Origin of the sequence: Nocardioides conyzicola, from assembly GCF_039543825.1 — a bacterium.
GTDB lineage: Bacteria > Actinomycetota > Actinomycetes > Propionibacteriales > Nocardioidaceae > Nocardioides > Nocardioides conyzicola.
In genome coordinates this window covers 2,764,758-2,780,295 of the sequence record NZ_BAABKM010000002.1, presented here as the reverse complement: position 1 = coordinate 2,780,295, position 15,538 = coordinate 2,764,758, and the positions used below count along the sequence as shown (strand labels likewise).

At 71.9% G+C, this 15,538-nt stretch carries 19 protein-coding genes; 9 read left to right on the top strand and 10 right to left on the bottom strand.

The window, feature by feature from the left end; translation table 11 throughout:
• The first annotated feature begins 63 nt into the window (after positions 1-63).
• Positions 64-576 (top strand): transcription elongation factor GreA, encoded by a 513-nt coding sequence (gene greA / locus ABEA34_RS16605; protein WP_345522503.1) that lies wholly within the window; start codon positions 64-66, stop codon positions 574-576.
• Here the strand turns inward: greA and ilvA are convergent, their stop codons facing one another.
• From ilvA to ABEA34_RS16590, 3 genes are read right to left on the bottom strand one after another with little or no spacing between them, the layout of a single operon-like run.
• On the bottom strand, positions 577-1,791 hold the full coding sequence (ilvA, locus tag ABEA34_RS16600; protein WP_345522502.1) for a threonine ammonia-lyase: 1,215 nt from the start codon (positions 1,789-1,791) through the stop codon (positions 577-579).
• On the bottom strand, positions 1,784-3,130 hold the full coding sequence (locus ABEA34_RS16595; RefSeq protein ID WP_345522501.1) for an AI-2E family transporter: 1,347 nt from the start codon (positions 3,128-3,130) through the stop codon (positions 1,784-1,786). Before ABEA34_RS16595 ends, ilvA begins: the two co-directional genes overlap by 8 nt.
• 24 nt (positions 3,131-3,154) lie before the next feature.
• Positions 3,155-4,318 carry a cystathionine gamma-synthase gene (locus ABEA34_RS16590; protein ID WP_345522500.1) on the bottom strand — a complete coding sequence of 388 codons (1,164 nt, stop codon included), beginning with the start codon at positions 4,316-4,318 and terminating at the stop codon, positions 3,155-3,157.
• 51 nt (positions 4,319-4,369) lie between these two features.
• Here ABEA34_RS16590 and ABEA34_RS16585 point away from each other — a divergent pair, with 51 nt between their 5' ends.
• The 3 genes from ABEA34_RS16585 to msrA all read left to right on the top strand — a co-directional run bounded on the left by ABEA34_RS16585 (position 4,370) and on the right by msrA (position 6,482).
• The gene (locus ABEA34_RS16585) at positions 4,370-4,594 is read left to right on the top strand and encodes a hypothetical protein (RefSeq protein WP_345522499.1); all 225 of its coding nucleotides are present in this window, start codon (positions 4,370-4,372) and stop codon (positions 4,592-4,594) included.
• Between the two features lie 27 nt (positions 4,595-4,621).
• Positions 4,622-5,761, top strand: coding sequence for a CARDB domain-containing protein (locus tag ABEA34_RS16580; protein ID WP_345522498.1), 1,140 nt, complete (start codon positions 4,622-4,624; stop codon positions 5,759-5,761).
• A gap of 76 nt (positions 5,762-5,837) precedes the next feature.
• The gene (gene msrA, locus ABEA34_RS16575) at positions 5,838-6,482 is read left to right on the top strand and encodes a peptide-methionine (S)-S-oxide reductase MsrA (RefSeq protein ID WP_345522497.1); all 645 of its coding nucleotides are present in this window, start codon (positions 5,838-5,840) and stop codon (positions 6,480-6,482) included.
• Positions 6,483-6,560: 78 nt separating this feature from the next.
• On the opposite strand, the gene ABEA34_RS16570 is transcribed toward msrA, so the two are convergent.
• On the bottom strand, positions 6,561-7,223 hold the full coding sequence (locus ABEA34_RS16570) for a TetR/AcrR family transcriptional regulator (protein WP_345522496.1): 663 nt from the start codon (positions 7,221-7,223) through the stop codon (positions 6,561-6,563).
• Between the two features lie 93 nt (positions 7,224-7,316).
• Here ABEA34_RS16570 and ABEA34_RS16565 point away from each other — a divergent pair, with 93 nt between their 5' ends.
• Positions 7,317-8,741 (top strand): DHA2 family efflux MFS transporter permease subunit, encoded by a 1,425-nt coding sequence (locus ABEA34_RS16565; RefSeq protein ID WP_345522495.1) that lies wholly within the window; start codon positions 7,317-7,319, stop codon positions 8,739-8,741.
• Positions 8,742-8,849: 108 nt separating this feature from the next.
• Positions 8,850-9,209: a YciI family protein gene (locus tag ABEA34_RS16560; RefSeq protein WP_345522494.1), complete on the top strand. Its 360-nt coding sequence runs from the start codon at positions 8,850-8,852 to the stop codon at positions 9,207-9,209.
• Positions 9,210-9,236: 27 nt separating this feature from the next.
• Here ABEA34_RS16560 and ABEA34_RS16555 read toward each other — a convergent pair whose 3' ends face one another.
• Positions 9,237-9,632, bottom strand: a complete 396-nt coding sequence (locus tag ABEA34_RS16555; RefSeq protein ID WP_345522493.1) for a hypothetical protein — start codon at positions 9,630-9,632, stop codon at positions 9,237-9,239.
• 104 nt (positions 9,633-9,736) lie between these two features.
• Here ABEA34_RS16555 and ABEA34_RS16550 point away from each other — a divergent pair, with 104 nt between their 5' ends.
• On the top strand, positions 9,737-11,074 hold the full coding sequence (locus tag ABEA34_RS16550; protein ID WP_345522492.1) for an ABC1 kinase family protein: 1,338 nt from the start codon (positions 9,737-9,739) through the stop codon (positions 11,072-11,074).
• On the opposite strand, the gene ABEA34_RS16545 is transcribed toward ABEA34_RS16550, so the two are convergent.
• The 5 genes from ABEA34_RS16545 to ABEA34_RS16525 are packed head-to-tail and all read right to left on the bottom strand — an operon-like array spanning position 11,071 to position 14,021.
• Positions 11,071-11,568: a DinB family protein gene (locus ABEA34_RS16545; RefSeq protein ID WP_345522491.1), complete on the bottom strand. Its 498-nt coding sequence runs from the start codon at positions 11,566-11,568 to the stop codon at positions 11,071-11,073. The genes ABEA34_RS16550 and ABEA34_RS16545 overlap by 4 nt on opposite strands.
• Positions 11,565-12,299 carry a VOC family protein gene (locus ABEA34_RS16540; protein WP_345522490.1) on the bottom strand — a complete coding sequence of 245 codons (735 nt, stop codon included), beginning with the start codon at positions 12,297-12,299 and terminating at the stop codon, positions 11,565-11,567. The genes ABEA34_RS16545 and ABEA34_RS16540 overlap by 4 nt, the downstream gene beginning before the upstream one ends.
• A complete protein-coding gene (locus ABEA34_RS16535; protein WP_345522489.1) occupies positions 12,296-12,610 on the bottom strand; it encodes a pyridoxamine 5'-phosphate oxidase in 315 nt (104 codons plus the stop codon). The genes ABEA34_RS16540 and ABEA34_RS16535 overlap by 4 nt, the downstream gene beginning before the upstream one ends.
• Positions 12,607-13,242, bottom strand: a complete 636-nt coding sequence (locus ABEA34_RS16530; RefSeq protein WP_345522488.1) for a YigZ family protein — start codon at positions 13,240-13,242, stop codon at positions 12,607-12,609. Before ABEA34_RS16530 ends, ABEA34_RS16535 begins: the two co-directional genes overlap by 4 nt.
• Positions 13,239-14,021 carry a sulfite exporter TauE/SafE family protein gene (locus ABEA34_RS16525; RefSeq protein WP_345522487.1) on the bottom strand — a complete coding sequence of 261 codons (783 nt, stop codon included), beginning with the start codon at positions 14,019-14,021 and terminating at the stop codon, positions 13,239-13,241. The genes ABEA34_RS16530 and ABEA34_RS16525 overlap by 4 nt, the downstream gene beginning before the upstream one ends.
• Positions 14,022-14,112: 91 nt before the next feature.
• Here ABEA34_RS16525 and ABEA34_RS16520 point away from each other — a divergent pair, with 91 nt between their 5' ends.
• Together ABEA34_RS16520 and ABEA34_RS16515 are read left to right on the top strand one after the other, a co-directional pair.
• Positions 14,113-14,790, top strand: a complete 678-nt coding sequence (locus ABEA34_RS16520; RefSeq protein WP_345522486.1) for a hypothetical protein — start codon at positions 14,113-14,115, stop codon at positions 14,788-14,790.
• Between the two features lie 77 nt (positions 14,791-14,867).
• Positions 14,868-15,515, top strand: a complete 648-nt coding sequence (locus ABEA34_RS16515) for a hypothetical protein (RefSeq protein WP_345522485.1) — start codon at positions 14,868-14,870, stop codon at positions 15,513-15,515.
• Positions 15,516-15,538: the final 23 nt, after the last annotated feature.

Below are 15,538 nucleotides of genomic sequence, written 5' to 3'. Positions count from 1 at the left end.
GGGCACCCACCGACGATACGACGGTCGTTTCCGTCGTACCTCGAAGCAAGCAGGAGTTACGCGATGACACAGGCAGCAGCGCAGGGCAAGGTCTGGCTCACCCAGGACGCCTTCGACAAGCTCACCCAGGAGCTCGAGGACCTCAAGGGTCCCGTCCGCCAGGAGATCATCGCCCGCATCAGCGCCGCCCGCGACGAGGGCGACCTCAAGGAGAACGGTGGCTACCACGCCGCCCGCGAGGAGCAGGGCAAGCTCGAGGGCCGGATCCGGCAGCTCGAGGACATGCTCAACCGCGCGGAGGTCGGCGAGACCCCGGCCGACGACGGCGTCGTCGAGCCCGGCATGAAGGTCACCTACAAGTTCGTCGGTGACTCCGATGACGAGGTCGAGACGTTCCTGCTCGGCGCCCGCGAGATGGAGGACGCCGCCGGCGGCGGCCTCAAGGTCTACTCGCCGCAGTCGCCGCTCGGCTCGGCGATCCTCGGGTCCTCCAAGGGCGACACCGTCAGCTACGAGGCGCCCAACGGCAAGGAGCTCAAGGTCGTCATCGTGGACGCGGTCCCCTACACCGGATAGCTACCTCATCACCCGGTAGCCGTGCTCGTGCAGGCGGGCGAGCACCTGCTCGGCGTGCGGCGCGCCGCGGGTCTCCAGCTGGAGGTGCACCTCGACCTCGTCGACGTGCAGCGTGGGTGAGATCCGCTCGTGGACGACCTCGAGCACGTTGCCGCCGACCGCGCTGATCTCGGTGAGCAGCTGCGCGAGACCACCGGGTACGTCGGGGATGCAGACGCGCAGGTTGAGGTAGCGACCCGCGGCGGCCATGCCGTGCCGGATCACCTTGCCGAGCAGCAGCGGGTCGATGTTGCCGCCCGAGAGCACGGCGACGGCCGGGGTACGGAAGGCCGTGGGGTGCTCCAGCAGCGCCGCGACCGCGGCCGCTCCGGCCGGCTCGACGACCATCTTGGCCCGCTCGAGCGTCGCCAGCACGGCGCGCGCGAGCGCGTCCTCCGAGACGGTGATGATCTCGTCGACGTGGTCGCGTACGGCGGCGAAGGTGATGTCGCCCGGACGACCGACCGCGATGCCGTCGGCCATCGTGCTCATCGACGGCAGCGCCACGGGGGCGCCGTGCTCCAGCGAGCCGGGGTACGCCGCCGCGCCCTCGGCCTGGACGCCGATGACCCGCACGCCCGGACGCAGCGCCTTGACCGCGATCGCGATCCCGGCGAGCAGTCCCCCACCGCCGGTCGGCACCAGGACGGTCTCGACCTCGGGGCACTGCTCGAGGATCTCCAGCCCGGCGGTGCCCTGGCCGGCGACGATGTCGACGTGGTCGAAGGGGTGGATCAGCACCGCTCCGGTGCGCTGGGCGAACGCGTGCGCCTCGACCAGCGCGTCCTCGAGGTAGCGGCCGTGGAAGACCACGTCGGCGCCGTACGCGCGGGTGGCCTTCTCCTTCGGGATCGGCGCCCCCTCGGGCATGAAGACGGTGGACCGGATGCCGAGCAGCTGCGCGGCGAGCGCGACGCCCTGCGCGTGGTTGCCGGCGGACGCCGCGACCACGCCGTGCGCGCGCTCCTCGGCGGAGAGCCGGGCGATCCGGACGTAGGCGCCGCGGGCCTTGAACGACCCCGTGCGCTGGAGGTTCTCACACTTGAGCGACACCGGCCCGCCGGCCAGTGCGGAGAGCCAGCGCGACTCCTCCATCGGCGTCTCGATGGCCACTCCGGCGAGCACCTGACGGGCTGCCTCGATGTCGCTCAGGCCGACGGTCGGCACGTCACTCATCGGGCCCGTCCCCGATGTCGACGGTCTCCCTGGTCTCCTCGTAGTCCTCCTCGAGCTCCTCGACCGGATCGTCACCGGGTGAGGTGTACGCGGCGAGGTGCTGGACGACGGCGTTGACGGCGGCGGCGATCGGTACGGCGACCAGCGCGCCGGCCACGCCCGCGATCAGGACGCCGGCCGCGATCGCCAGGATGACGGCCAGCGGGTGCACCGACACCCAGCGGCCCATCAGGAACGGCTGGAGCACGTGGGCCTCGAGCTGCTGGACGCCGATGATGACGGCCAGCATGAGGAGCGCGGTGATCGGGCCGTTGGCGACCAGGGCCACCAGGACGGCGACGGTCCCGGCGACGGTGGCACCGACCAGCGGCACGAAGGCGCCGAGGAAGACCAGCACGCCGATCGCCAGCACGAAGGGCACCCCGAGGATCGCGGCGCCGACCGCGATCCCGATGGCGTCGGTCAGCGCGACGATCACGGTCGCCCGGACGAACTGCGTCAGCGAGATCCAGGCGACCCGGCCCGAGCTGTCCACGTGGCCGCGGGCGGCGCGCGGCGAGAGCCGGACGATCCACGCCCAGATCTTCTCGCCGTCGGCGAGGAAGAAGTACGTCGAGAAGAGCACGATGAAGAAGCCGGCGAACACGTGCCCGACCGCGGTGCTGACCTCGGTGATCCGGCCGACGACCTCCCCACCCTCGGACTGCTTGGTGATGGCGTCCTGGGCCCGGTCGATGTAGTCGTTGATCTGTGAGTCGCTGGCGTGCAGCGGCCCGTCCTTGAGCCAGTCCTTGATCTCGTCGAGCCCGGCGACCGTCTGGTCGGCCAGGTCGGTGGCACCGGTGGCGATCTGCTGGCCGGCCAGGGTGAGCAGCAGCCCGACCAGGGCGATGCCCGCGATCACCACACCGAGCGCCGCGATGCCGCGGGGCACACCGATCCGCACCAGGAGGTCCACGATCGGGACGACCAGGGCGGTGATCAGCAGCGCGATCACGACCGGGAGCACGACCACGGACAGGAAGCCGATCGTCAGGAAGACGACCGCACCCGCTGCCACGATGACCAGGAAGCGCCACGCCCATGCCGCGGCGAGGTCGACCCCCCAGGGCACCTGCCGGCTGACCGGCGCCGCGCCGACCACGACGGCCGGCATGTTCAGCTGGGCCTGGCGCTCGTCGCGCAGGTGCGCGAACTGGTGCGCGAGCCGCGCCGCGAGACGCACCTCGCGCTCCTCGGCCTCGGCGTCCGACCGCTGCCGGCGGGCGATGATCGGCAGTCGTCGCCGAGAGGTCTCGGGCTCGGGGGGTACGTCGGGCCCGTCGGCGTCGTTGCTCACGGCGACAAGGTACCCAAGTCGGCGTCAGTCCAGCGCGCGCTCGAGGTCGGCCACGAGGTCGTCGGCCGTCTCGATGCCGACGCTGAGCCGGACCAGGTCCGCGGGCACCTCGAGATCGGTGCCCGCGACGCTCGCGTGGGTCATCCGGCCGGGGTGCTCGATCAGCGACTCCACCCCGCCGAGCGACTCGCCGAGCGTGAAGACCTCGGTCCGCTCGCAGACCTGCAGCGCGTGCTGCTCCCCGCCGGTCACCCGGAAGGACACCATCCCGCCGTACCTCTTCATCTGCCGCTGCGCGACCTCGTGCCCGGGGTGCGTCTCGAGGCCGGGGTAGATGACCTCGCCGACCTGGGGGTGGCTGGTCAGGAAGTCGACCACGCGCTCCGCGTTGTCGCAGTGCCGCTCCATCCGCAGCGCCAGCGTCTTGAGCCCGCGCAGGGTGAGCCAGGCGTCGAACGGCCCCGCGACGGCGCCGATCGCGTTCTGGTGGAAGCCGACCTTCTCGGCGATCTCGAGGTCCTTGACCACGAGCGCGCCGCCGACGACGTCGGAGTGGCCGCCGCAGTACTTCGTGGTCGAGTGGACCACCACGTCCGCGCCGAGGGTCAGCGGCTGCTGGAGGTACGGCGACGCGAACGTGTTGTCGACGACCAGCAGTGCGCCGGCGTCGTGGGCGATGGCGGCCAGGGCCTCGATGTCGCCGATGTTGAGCAGCGGGTTGGTGGGCGTCTCGATCCAGACGAGCTTCGTCTGGCCGGGGCGGACGGCGGCCGCCACCTTCTCCAGGTCGGACACCGGAGCGGGGCTGTGCTCGAGCCCCCACACGCTCTCGACCTTGTCGAAGAGCCGGAACGTGCCGCCGTACGCGTCGTCGGGGATCACGACGTGGTCGCCGGGACGGCACAGCGCGCGGACCAGCGTGTCCTCGGCGGCCAGTCCGGAGGCGAACGCGAACCCGCGCTCCCCCTCCTCGAGGGCCGCGATGTTGCCCTCGAGCGCGGTGCGGGTCGGGTTGGCGGAGCGGCTGTACTCGTAGCCGCCGCGCAGGCCGCCGACGCCGTCCTGCTTGTAGGTGCTGGTCGCGTAGATCGGCGGGATGACGGACCCCGTCGCCGCATCCGGCTCGTACCCCGCGTGGATCGCACGCGTCTCGAAGCCGGACTTGTTGCGGTGCTGCTGAGAACTCATCCCCCGAGGCTATCCGGCGGGTCTCCTGAGGTCGCCGCCTACCATCCACGTATGACCGACCGACGTTGCTCCGCGTGCCAGGCCGTCGGGCTCGAGCCCGGCTTCGTCGAGGACGCCGGCGAGAGCTCCCGCGGCTACGCGCGCTGGATCCCCGGACCGCTGCAGAAGGGGCCGTTCGGCGGCGCCCAGCGGATGGGCAAGCAGCGGCGCGACATCGCGGCGTACCGCTGCGGCGAGTGCGGCCACCTGGACCTGTACGTCGACCAGGGCGAGTGACGGGGCGCGACTCCTGTGCGGCGCGCCGTGGCACTCTCGCTGGGTCTGGTCCTCGGGTTGCTCCCGGGGCTGGTCGGCCCTCCCCCGACGTACGCCGCCGGCGAGACCGGCCCGGACCTGGTCGTGACCCGTGGCTCGGTGCGGGTGACCGGCGAGCGCGTCGTCGCCGCACTGGTCGTCACCAACGGCCGGGGTGCTCGTGCGCGGGCCGCCGGGCGGTCCGTGGTGCGGCTCACGGCCGAGCGAGCGGGCCGCGCCGTCGTGCTGGGCTCGCGGCCGGTCCCCCGGCTCGCCGCGGGCCACCACGCGCGCGTGCGGTTCGCCGTACCGACCGCGCGCCTGCAGCCCGGCCGCTACACCGTGCGGGCCTGCGCCGACCCGCGGCACCGGCTCCGCGAGCGGTCCGAGCGCAACAACTGCCGCGTCCTCGGCCGGGTCACGGTCCGGACCACCTCGACGGGCGCCCTGTGCACCACCCGGCTGTGCGACCCCCTGGACGTGGCGCGCGGCACCGAGGTCCCCTACACCGACGCGTCCGGCTCCTACTGGGTCTACGTGCCCGACGACGGCAGCGACGCTCCCTACCGGGTGCTCATCTGGCTGCACGGCTGCGGCGGCGACCACGGTGACATCTGGGGTGCCGCGGACTACTGGGGCTACCACTACATCGCCATCGTGCCCGACGGGGCCGAAGGCGGCTGCTGGTCGATGTCGACCGGGCCCGACCGGGTCCTGCGCACCGTGGCCAGCCTGACCGCCCACTTCGACATCGATCCGCGACGGGTGGTCCTGGGCGGCTACTCCTCCGGCGGCGACCTGGCCTACCGGACCGCCTTCCTGCACGCCGAGCGGTTCGCCGGCGTGCTGGCGATGAACACCTCGCCGTTCCGCGACAACGGCACGACGCCCTCCGACGCCGCCCAGGCGGCCTGGCGCTTCCCGGTCGTCCACCTGCTCCACACCGACGACGAGACCTACCCCGAGGCCGGGGTGGACGCGGAGCTGGCCGACCTCGAGGACCTCGGCTACCCGGTCACCCGCCTGGAGCTGGCGGGCACCCACTGGGACGAGCCGACCGACCCGGACAACCCGACGGACGGCACCTGGCACGACTTCCAGGAGGTGCTGGTCAAGGGGCACATGGACGACGACTGGGTGTCCCCCTGACCCTCGCAGCCGGGAACGCCACGGCCACCGGCGGTGTTACAGACTGTGCATCATCACTCCGAAAGAAGGAGAACCCGTGTTCCTCACCCGCAAGGCCCAGCTGGTCGCCCCCGAGGAGACCCTGGTCGGCCGCAGCGAGCGCAACTTCCCCCTGTCCGAGAAGCACAAGGTCCTGGACGCCCCCCTGGTCACCGACGAGGTGCCGGAGGGCTTCGAGGTGGCGTTCTTCGGCCTCGGCTGCTTCTGGGGCGCCGAGGAGATCTACTGGCAGCTCCCGGGCGTCTGGTCGACGTCGGTCGGGTACGCCGGCGGCACCACCCCGCACCCGTCGTACGACGAGGTGTGCTCCGGCCGCACCAACCACACCGAGGCCGTCCGGATCGTCTTCGACCCGAGCAAGGTGTCCTTCGCCGACCTGGTGAAGACGTTCTTCGAGGTCCACGACCCGACCCAGGGCTTCCGCCAGGGCAACGACGTCGGCACGCAGTACCGCTCGGCGATCTACTTCACCAGCCCCGAGCAGGAGCAGGTCGCCCGCGACCTGACGAAGGTGTACGGCGACGAGCTCAAGCGGCGCCGGCTCGGCGACATCACCACCGAGATCCGCCAGGCCCCGACGTACTACTACGCCGAGGACCACCACCAGCAGTACCTCGCGAAGAACCCGTTCGGCTACCGCTGCCACGCCAACACCGGCGTGAAGTTCCCCGCGACCGCCTGACCCACGCGAGCGACCACACCATGCGTCCCGGTGGCCACGGCCACCGGGACGTGTCACGTCCCGGGCAGCGCCCCCGGGTCAGGCTCGGCCGCGGATGCCCGCCATCAGGGTGTCCATGCCGAGCTCGAGCCACTGCTCGGTCGCAGAGCAGTCGGTGAGCGAGTCCGCCGAGTCGAGGATGCAGGGATAGGTCTTCGGAGGCAGCGCCTGCAGCGCGGCCCACTTCGTCCGCACCTGCTGGTCCCGCTCCTCCTGGCTCGAGCCGATCGCCTGGCCCGGCATGCCGGTGATGAGCCCGACCATGAACAGCAGCGCGTAGACCGCCAGCTGGGAGGCCTGCTCCGGTGAGAAACCACCGGCGCGCAGCAGCGACAGCACCCGCTCGGTGATCTGGCGGCCCGGCTCGTTCTGCAGGAACCGCCCCTTGACCAGGTCGGCGACCGCCGGGTGGTCGGCGAGCGCGCCGAGGAGCGCATCCAGCAGGGTGCGCAGCTCGGCGTCCCACGGCGCGGTGGCGTCGGTCGCCTCGGGCAGACGCACCTCTGCGAGCACCGCCTCGGCGATGCCGTCGAAGAGGGCGTCCTTGTCCTTGAAGTGCCAGTAGAGGGCCATCGGCGTCACGCCGAGGTCGGTGGCGAGCCGGCGGATCGTGAGTGCCTCCAGGCCCTCGGTGTCCGCGAGCGCGACCGCCGCCTGCGTCACGGTCTCACGGCTGAGCCGCACCTTCGTCCCCTGCACCATGTTGACAACTGTACACCGTACGTGTTCGACTCTCCGTCGTAAATGTACGACGTACAGGTACGTCGCACAGGAATCCCTGGAGAGGTTGATCCGATGCGCAGAAGTCCCTGGGCCACGCTGGTCGTGCTGGCGCTCGCCCAGTTCATGGTGGTCCTCGACGTCACGATCGTGAACGTCGCACTGCCCGACATGCAGGCCGATCTCGGCTTCAGCTCCGACGACCTCCAGTGGGTGATCAGCGCCTACACGTTGGCCTTCGGTGGCTTCCTGCTGCTCGGGGGACGGCTCGGCGACGTCCTCGGCCGACGCCGCGTCTTCGCCGGCGGCCTGGCGATCTTCACCGCCGCCTCGCTGGTCGGCGGGCTCGCGACGTCTCAGTGGTTCCTCGTGGGGGCCCGATCCGTGCAGGGCTTCGGCGGGGCGCTGATGTCGGCCGCCGCCCTGTCCATCCTCACCGTCACGTACGCCGCCGGTCGCGAGCGCAACATCGCGATGGGGATCTGGGGCGGCCTCGCCGGCCTCGGCGGCACGCTCGGCGTGGTCGCCGGAGGCGTGCTGGTCGACGTGGCCGGGTGGGAGTGGGTCTTCTTCGTCAACGTCCCGATCGGCGTCGTCCTCCTGCTCCTCACCCCGTCGACGGTCGCGGACAGCCGCGTCACCTCCGACGGCCCGCGTTCCTTCGACGTGGCGGGTGCGGCACTCGGCACCGGAGCAGTGCTGGCCGTGATCTACGGCGTGATCCGGGCCGAACCGCTCGGCTGGGGATCAGCCGAGGTGATCGGCTCCCTCGTCGCCGGGATCCTGCTGCTGGCGCTCTTCCTGCTCACCGAGTCGCGGTCGGCCGCGCCGCTGGTGCCGCTGCGCCTGTTCCGTTCTCGCACCCTGAGCCGGTCCACCTTGGTGCTGGCGCTCAACGGCGGAGCCTTCCTCGCCATGTTCTTCCTCACCGCGATCTTCCTCCAGCAGGGGAAGGGCCTGTCCGCCCTGGAGACCGGCCTGGAGTTCCTCCCGATGGGCATCGCCGCGATCGTCGGGGCCATGGTCGCCACCCAGGTGCTCCCCCGCATCGGGACGCGACCGACCCAGGTCGTCTCGGCCGTGGTCAGCCTGCTCGGTCTGCTGCTGCTCAGCCGCGCCTCGGCCGACGGCTCCTACGTGACCGAGCTGCTGCCCGGCCTCGTGCTGTACGGCGCCGGCATCATGGGCGTCGGGGTCCCGGCCCAGATCACCGCGCTGTCCGAGGTCGCCCACGAGGACGCGGGGGCGGCCTCCGGGGTCATCAACACCGGCTACCAGGTCGGCGGCGCCCTCGGGCTGGCCGTCATCTCGACCCTGGCCACCTCGGCGACGACCTCCGCCCTGACCGGCGGCGCGAGCGTGCAGGCGGCGCTCACCGACGGCTTCCAGCGTGGCCTGCTGCTCACGGCCGTGCTCGGCGGCGCGATCCTGGTGCTGGCCGCCCTCTCCCGGCAGCTGGTGCCCAGTCCTGACGAGATCGCCGAGCTCGCCGCAGCCTGAGGTGCTCGCCAGGTCCGCAATCTCCTCGCGTGGCTGTCGTATCTGGTCCCCGCCGTTCGTAGCGTAGGCAGCGGCGGGCACCGGGTCCGTCCGAGCCGAGGAGCAGACATGGCGAAGTACCTCATCTTCTTCAACCAGCAGTGGGTGGGCGACCACTCCGAGGAGTGGTTCGAGTCGCGCGGGCCGACCTCGTTGGCCGTCGCCCGCGAGATGCAGGCAGCGGGAGTGTGGGTCTTCGGCGGCGGCCTGGACGAGGAGGTCGACGAGGCCTTCAGCGCCGACGCGACCAGCGGCTCGGTGATCTTCAGCGACGGCCCCTTCGTGGAGACCAAGGAGCACCTCGGCGGCTTCTGCGTCGTCGACGTCCCCGACCGGGAGACCGCCCAGTTCTGGGCAGGTCGGGTCGCGGAGGGCTGCGGCTGGCCGCAGGAGGTCCGTCGCTTCAAGGACGGGCCGATGATCGACTGACCCTCCGCCGGATGACGCGGCAGGCGGTCAGGCAGCCGGCTCGGACGCGCGCCTCGTGCCGTGCACGGCGCCGCCGATGACGAACCCGACAGCGGCGGGCACGAGCAGCAGCAACCCGAAGAAGACGACGTCGTCCACGGCGACGCTCTCGTCCGAGCCCAGCGAGAGCACCAGCGGGATGCCGACCCCGGCGGCCGCCGAGGTGAGGACCCACACGAGCAGCGAGGGCACGAACCCGCGCCGTACGCCGTCGACGAGCGCCCACGCGAACGCCAGCGTGACCAGCACCAGGAAGGCGAGCAGCCCGGCCCCGAGGGCGTCGTCCGAGTCGCTGTGCTCGATCGCCAGGACCACCACCCCGACCACCACGAGGCACGCCACGGTGCGGAGCAGGACGGCGCCGAGCAGGCGGAGAGGGTTCATCGGGCCAGCGTGACGGCTCGGCCCCCAGAGCGCAGGCGTTCCGGCGCTTTGCCGCCGCGACGACGCGAACGGTGGGCGTTAGGTGCGTTTGGGACACTTGACCCATGACCGAGCTGCCTCGCAAGGCCGTGGCCCGGACGGCGCGGCTCGCCGCCCTGCCGATCGGGTACGCCGGACGCAGCGCGCTCGGGTTCGGCAAGCGGATGGGTGGCAAGCCCGCCGAGGCCGTGATGTCGGAGATCCAGCAGCGCACGGCCGAGCAGCTCTTCCGCACCCTGGGTGAGCTCAAGGGCGGGGCGATGAAGTTCGGGCAGGCCCTGTCGGTGCTCGAGGCCGCGCTCCCCGAGGAGATCGCCGGGCCCTACCGCGAGCAGCTCACCCGGCTCCAGGACTCGGCCCCACCGATGCCGACGCAGCAGGTCCGCGAGGCGCTCGCCCGCGACCTCGGCCCGGACTGGAAGAAGCAGCTCGTCTGGCTCGACGGCGGCCCGACCGCGGCCGCGTCGATCGGCCAGGTCCACCGGGGCCGCTGGCACGACGGCCGCGAGGTCGCGGTGAAGGTGCAGTACCCCGGTGCCGGCGACGCGCTGCGCTCCGACCTGCGCCAGCTCTCCCGGCTCGCCCGGACGATGGGGAGCCTGGTCCCGGGGATCGACGTGAAGCCCCTGATCGCCGAGATGCAGGCCCGCACCGAGGAGGAGCTGGACTACCGGCTCGAGGCCGAGGCGCAGCGCACGTTCGCCGAGGCCTTCCGCGACGACCCGGACTTCGTCGTGCCCGACGTCGTGGCGGCCGGTGACACCACCCTGGTCACGGAGTGGATGGAGTCCACCTCGTCCCTGGCCGCGATCATCTCCGACGGGACGCAGGAGGAGCGCGACCACTACGGCGAGCTCTTCGTCCGGTTCCTGGTCGAGGGTCCGGCGCGCACCGGGATGCTGCACGCCGACCCGCACCCCGGCAACTTCCGGATCCTGCCCACCGAGGACGGGAAGCCCGGCGGCATGGGGGTCCTCGACTTCGGCGCGGTCGCCCGGCTCGCCGAGGGCGCCCTGCCGTTGGCGATGGGTTCGCTGATCCGGATCGCCGCGATCGAGGACGACGAGCAGCTGCTCGCCGGGCTGCGCGACGAGGGCTTCATCAAGGACCGGGTCACCATCGACCCCGCGCTGCTCCTCGACTACCTGTCGCCGTTCGTCGAGCCGACGCAGGTCGAGCGCTTCAGGTTCTCGCGGAAGTGGATGCAGTCGCAGTTCCAGCGGGTCAACAACCCGCGCGACCCGGCGTACACGCTGGCCCTCAAGATCAACCTGCCCCCGTCGTACCTCCTGATCCACCGCACCTGGCTCGGCGCCATCGGCATCCTGAGCCAGCTCGAGGCCGAGGTGCCCTTCCGGGAGATCCTCACCGAGTGGCTGCCCGGCTTCGCCGGGGACAGCTAGTCCCCGACCTGGCCGTCGATGGCCTCGCGGATCAGGTCGGCGTGGCCGTTGTGGCGGGCGTACTCCTCGACCAGGTGCATCAGGATCCAGCGCAGGTTGGAGCGCTCACCGGTGCGGTGGTGGGCGCGTACGGCGAGGTCGTCGAGCCCGGCGCCGGCGTAGACGCGGTCCGCGGCGGCGACCTCGGCCTCGTAGAGCGCCAGCACCTCCGCGGGGTCGTCGTCGGCCGCCGAGTGCCAGTCCCAGTCGCCGTCCGCGGCCCAGTCGACCGAGCCCCACGGCTCACCCGGCTGCTCACCGAGGAAGACCCCGACCGACCACCAGTTCTCGACGTACGCCAGGTGCTTGAGCATCCCGCCGAGGGTCATCGACGCGGGCGGGTGGGCGGTCGCGAGCTGCTCGGGGGTGAGGCCGGCGCACTTGCGGCGCAGCACGTCGCGGTGGTGGTCCAGGAAGCCCTGGATCGTGGTGCGCTCGTCGGCTGCCTGGCTCATCGCGGTGCCCTCCGGGTGACGCAGTAGGTGATGCCGACCGGGTCGGTGAGCACCGTCCACCACTCGTGCCGCGCCACCTCGGTCGCGCCGAGCGCCACGTGCCGCGCGACCTCGGCGTCGCGGTCGTCCGCGGACAGGTCGAGGTGGGCGCCGACCTCGCTCCCGTCGTCGTCGAGGCGCTGGACGAGCCAGCGCAGCGGCTGGTCGTCGGGCGGCTGGAGCCGCTCGAACTCCTGCTCGTTGACCGCCGTCAGGTCCCAGCCGGTCAGGCCCTGCCAGAAGGCCACCTCGACGTCGTACGCCGACGGCGGGACGTCGAGGCAGACCTGGTCGACCTGCGAGCGGCCCCCAGGCCAGGTCTGCGCTGCGGGGCGGCGGGCGGCGGGGTGGCTGACGAAGCAGAAGACGAGGCCGCCGGGCGAGCGCAGCACCACGTAGCCCTGCTCGTGCCGGACCAGCACGTGCCCGCCGAGCTCGACGGCCGCCTCGGCGGCGATCGTGGGGTCGGCGACATGCAGGTCGAGGTGGACCCGGCCGGGCCCGTCGTCGAGGTGCTGGACCCGCAGGTAGTCGTCGCCGTCGGGTGGCACCAGGGTCGCGAACTGGCCGGTCTCCCCGCGCGGGTCGGAGACGGCGTACCCCGTCACGTCCCGCCAGAACGCCACCCCGCGCTCGAAGTCACCGGACCCGAAGTCCAGGAAGGCGCTGACCCAGTAAGGCGTGATCGTCATGAGACCGGCTTGTGCAGGACGGCACCGGTCGGCGTGACGAGCACGTCGTCGCCGTCCACGGCGCCGGTCCCATCGACCAGGAGGGACATGCCGGGGTCGGTGAGCGGCGGGAAGAGCAGGGTGAGGTGGGGGTTGGCGCCGACGTTGGCGACCGATCCCCGGCCAGGTGTGGTGATCCGGAGCCCGCTGTCCTCGGGCACCGCTCGCACCGACACCGCCTTGACCAGGCCGCTCTGCGACGTGAGCAGGTAGCCGCGGTCGAACTCCTGCAGCCGCTCGGGCAGGTCCGCGAGGTCGACGAGAACGCTCATGTTCTGAGGTTATCGACCCACCGCTCGCCTGCCACCGTGGTTTCGGACGCGCCGGAGGTCAGCTCGGCGAGGAGAGCGGCGAGGCGGGGCTCGTCGGCCGGCGCGACCCCGAGGGTGAGCGACACCCCCGCGCCGTACGCCGTGTCGAGCACCGCGATCCCGCGGGTGCGCAGCTCGCTCTCGACCCGGCCCGCGTCGGCGTGGTCCAGCTCGAGGAGGTGTTCGCGCACGAGCGACCGGCGCAGCGTGCCGGACGCGTCGAGCGCGGCACGGACCGCGTCGCCGTACGCACGGACCAGTCCGCCGGCGCCCAGCAGGGTGCCGCCGAACCACCTGGTCACCACCGCAGCGACGTCGCCGACGCCGGCGCCGCGCAGCACCTCGAGCATCGGCGCGCCCGCCGTACCCGCAGGCTCGCCGTCGTCGGAGGACCGTTCGACCGCGTGGGGCGGCGGACCGATCCTGAAGGCGGAGCAGTGGTGCCGCGCGTCCCAGTGGTGCTTGCGGAGCCGGTCGACGAGCGCCCGGGCCGCAGCCTCCTCCTCGACCCGGGCGAGGGTGCAGAGGAAGCGGGACCGCTTCACCTCGATCTCGGCGGTCGCGTCCCGCGCGACCGTCAGGTAGCTGGTCACGACCAGAACCCGAACACGTCGCCGCCGATCCGGACGATGAACGCCGAGACGACCACGATGAAGAAGATCCGCACGAAGCGGGTGCCGCGGGAGACGGCGGTCCGCGCCCCGACGTACCCGCCGACGATGTTGCAGGCGCCCATCACCAGGGCGACCTTCCAGAGGATCGCGCCCTGCGGGGCGAAGACGACGATCGCGGCGAGGTTGGTCGCGAAGTTGGCGAGCTTGGCCTTGGCGGACGCCTCGAGGAAGCTGTAGCCGAGCAGGCCGACCAGGGTGATCACGAAGAAGCTGCCGGTGCCCGGTCCGAGCGCACCGTCGTAGAAGCCGATCGCCAGGCCGGTGCCCATCGCGGCCGCCGTGTGCCGGTGGCCGGAGAAGCGCAGGGCCGTGGCGTCGCCGAGCCGGGGCTTGAGCAGCACGTAGCCGCCGACCACGACGAGCGCGACCAGGACGATCGGCTCGAACGCCTCCCGGGGGATCTGGCTGGCGACCAGGGCTCCCGCGGCAGACCCGGCGAAGGCGAAGAGCATCAGCGGCAGGAAGGTCCTGGGGTCGGGCCTGATCCGGCGGTAGTACGTCGCCGCGCTCACCGTCGTACCGCTGATGGCGGCGACCTTGTTGGTCGCCAGGACCTGCACGGTCGCCGCGTTCGGCAGGCCGAGCAGCAGCGCCGGGAGCTGGATCAGCCCGCCACCGCCGACGACGGCGTCGACGAAGCCCGCGGCCAACCCGGCCAGGCCGAGGAGCACCAGCACGGTCGCGGTCGGGTCGTCCATCGACGCCATTCTCCAAGTCGGCTCCCAGCCGACCACAAGCGGGCGGCGACATGGTCTCCCCACCAACCGGAAACCAGGAAGAGAGTCCACCATGAACCGCCGCTGGATGAGCCGGGCGCTGATCGCGCTCGTCGTCCCCGCCCTCGCCGTACCCGCCCTCGCGTCGTCCGCCACCGCGGCCCCGACCGTGAAGGTGCCGACCATCAACGCCGCCGCGAAGGTCTACCCCCACCTCGCCGGCGGCACCGCCACCGAGACCGCCACAAAGGTCTACGGGCCCGGCAAGAAGTGCGGCCAGACCAAGGTCGTCAAGGGCGCGAGCGGCCGGACGGCGTCGTACGCCCCCGACTACTCCTCCGGCGACCCGGACGCCTACCTGATGACCGGCGAGCGGCCGAGCGTGTCGGTGCAGGCGTTCAAGTTCCCGACCGCCAAGGCGGCGATCGCCTACCTCCGCGGCTACGCCAAGCAGGCCAAGCACTGCCCGGGCACGAACCCCGGCGGCGGCGGTGGCGGCACGGGCGGCCAGCCGCACTGCACGAGCAAGACGAAGAAGATCGCGTTCAAGCTGGGCAACGAGCGCTGGGGCTACCAGATCAGGTCGACCTGCACGATCGGCGACCAGACCACCTCGTCGGTCTTCAACTCGCTCTTCGCCCGCAAGGGCCGGTCCATCGTCTACACCACCGCGATGTCGATGGACGCCACGGCGCCGTCGATCCCGAAGTCGATCGCCTTCACCGGGATCGCCCTCAAGACCGCCGGCTGACCCCCGCAGCCGGACGGGGTGGACGGGTCGGGCCGTTCCGGTCCCGGCCCGTCCGCTTTGCTGGCAGCATCGGCACCATGACTCGCCGATGGCTGGCTCGGGCGCTGGTCACCCTCGCCGCACCCGCCCTGCTCGTCCCGACCCTCACCTCGCCCGCCGCCGCGCAGAAGCCGCCGGCCGTCCCGGCGCTCGCCCAGGTGACGAAGATCTACCCGCACCTGGAGGGTGGGACCGCCGACGTGACCCGCGAGAAGGTCTACAGCATCGGCAAGGGCTGCGACGACGGCAAGCCGATCAAGGGAGCGGTGAGCAGCACGGCCACCTACGTGGCGGCCTTCGACCCGGAGAACACTGACTCCCTCAGCGTCACGGGTGCGGAGCCGGTCGTCCTCCTCGCGGCGGAGCGCCTGCCGTCACCCAAGGCCGCGGCCAAGTACCTCCGCGAGGGCCAGGCCGAGGCCAAGAAGTGCGCGAAGGACGGCGGGGTCGCCGCGCCGCACTCGACGTTCACGATCAAGGCCATCCGGTTCAAGCTCGCCGGGCAGCACTGGGGCTACCGGCTGACGTGGACGACCAAGAAGGCGACGACGATCATGAACCTGCTGTACGTACGGAGAGGCGCCCTCGTCATCAACGCGGCCACGATGTCCATGGAGGGCGACGACGCGCCCTCGGTCCCGAAGACGGTGGCGTTGACCCGGCTGGCGCTGAGGACGGCCCGCTGACCCAGGCCCTCTAGGGTCGAGGG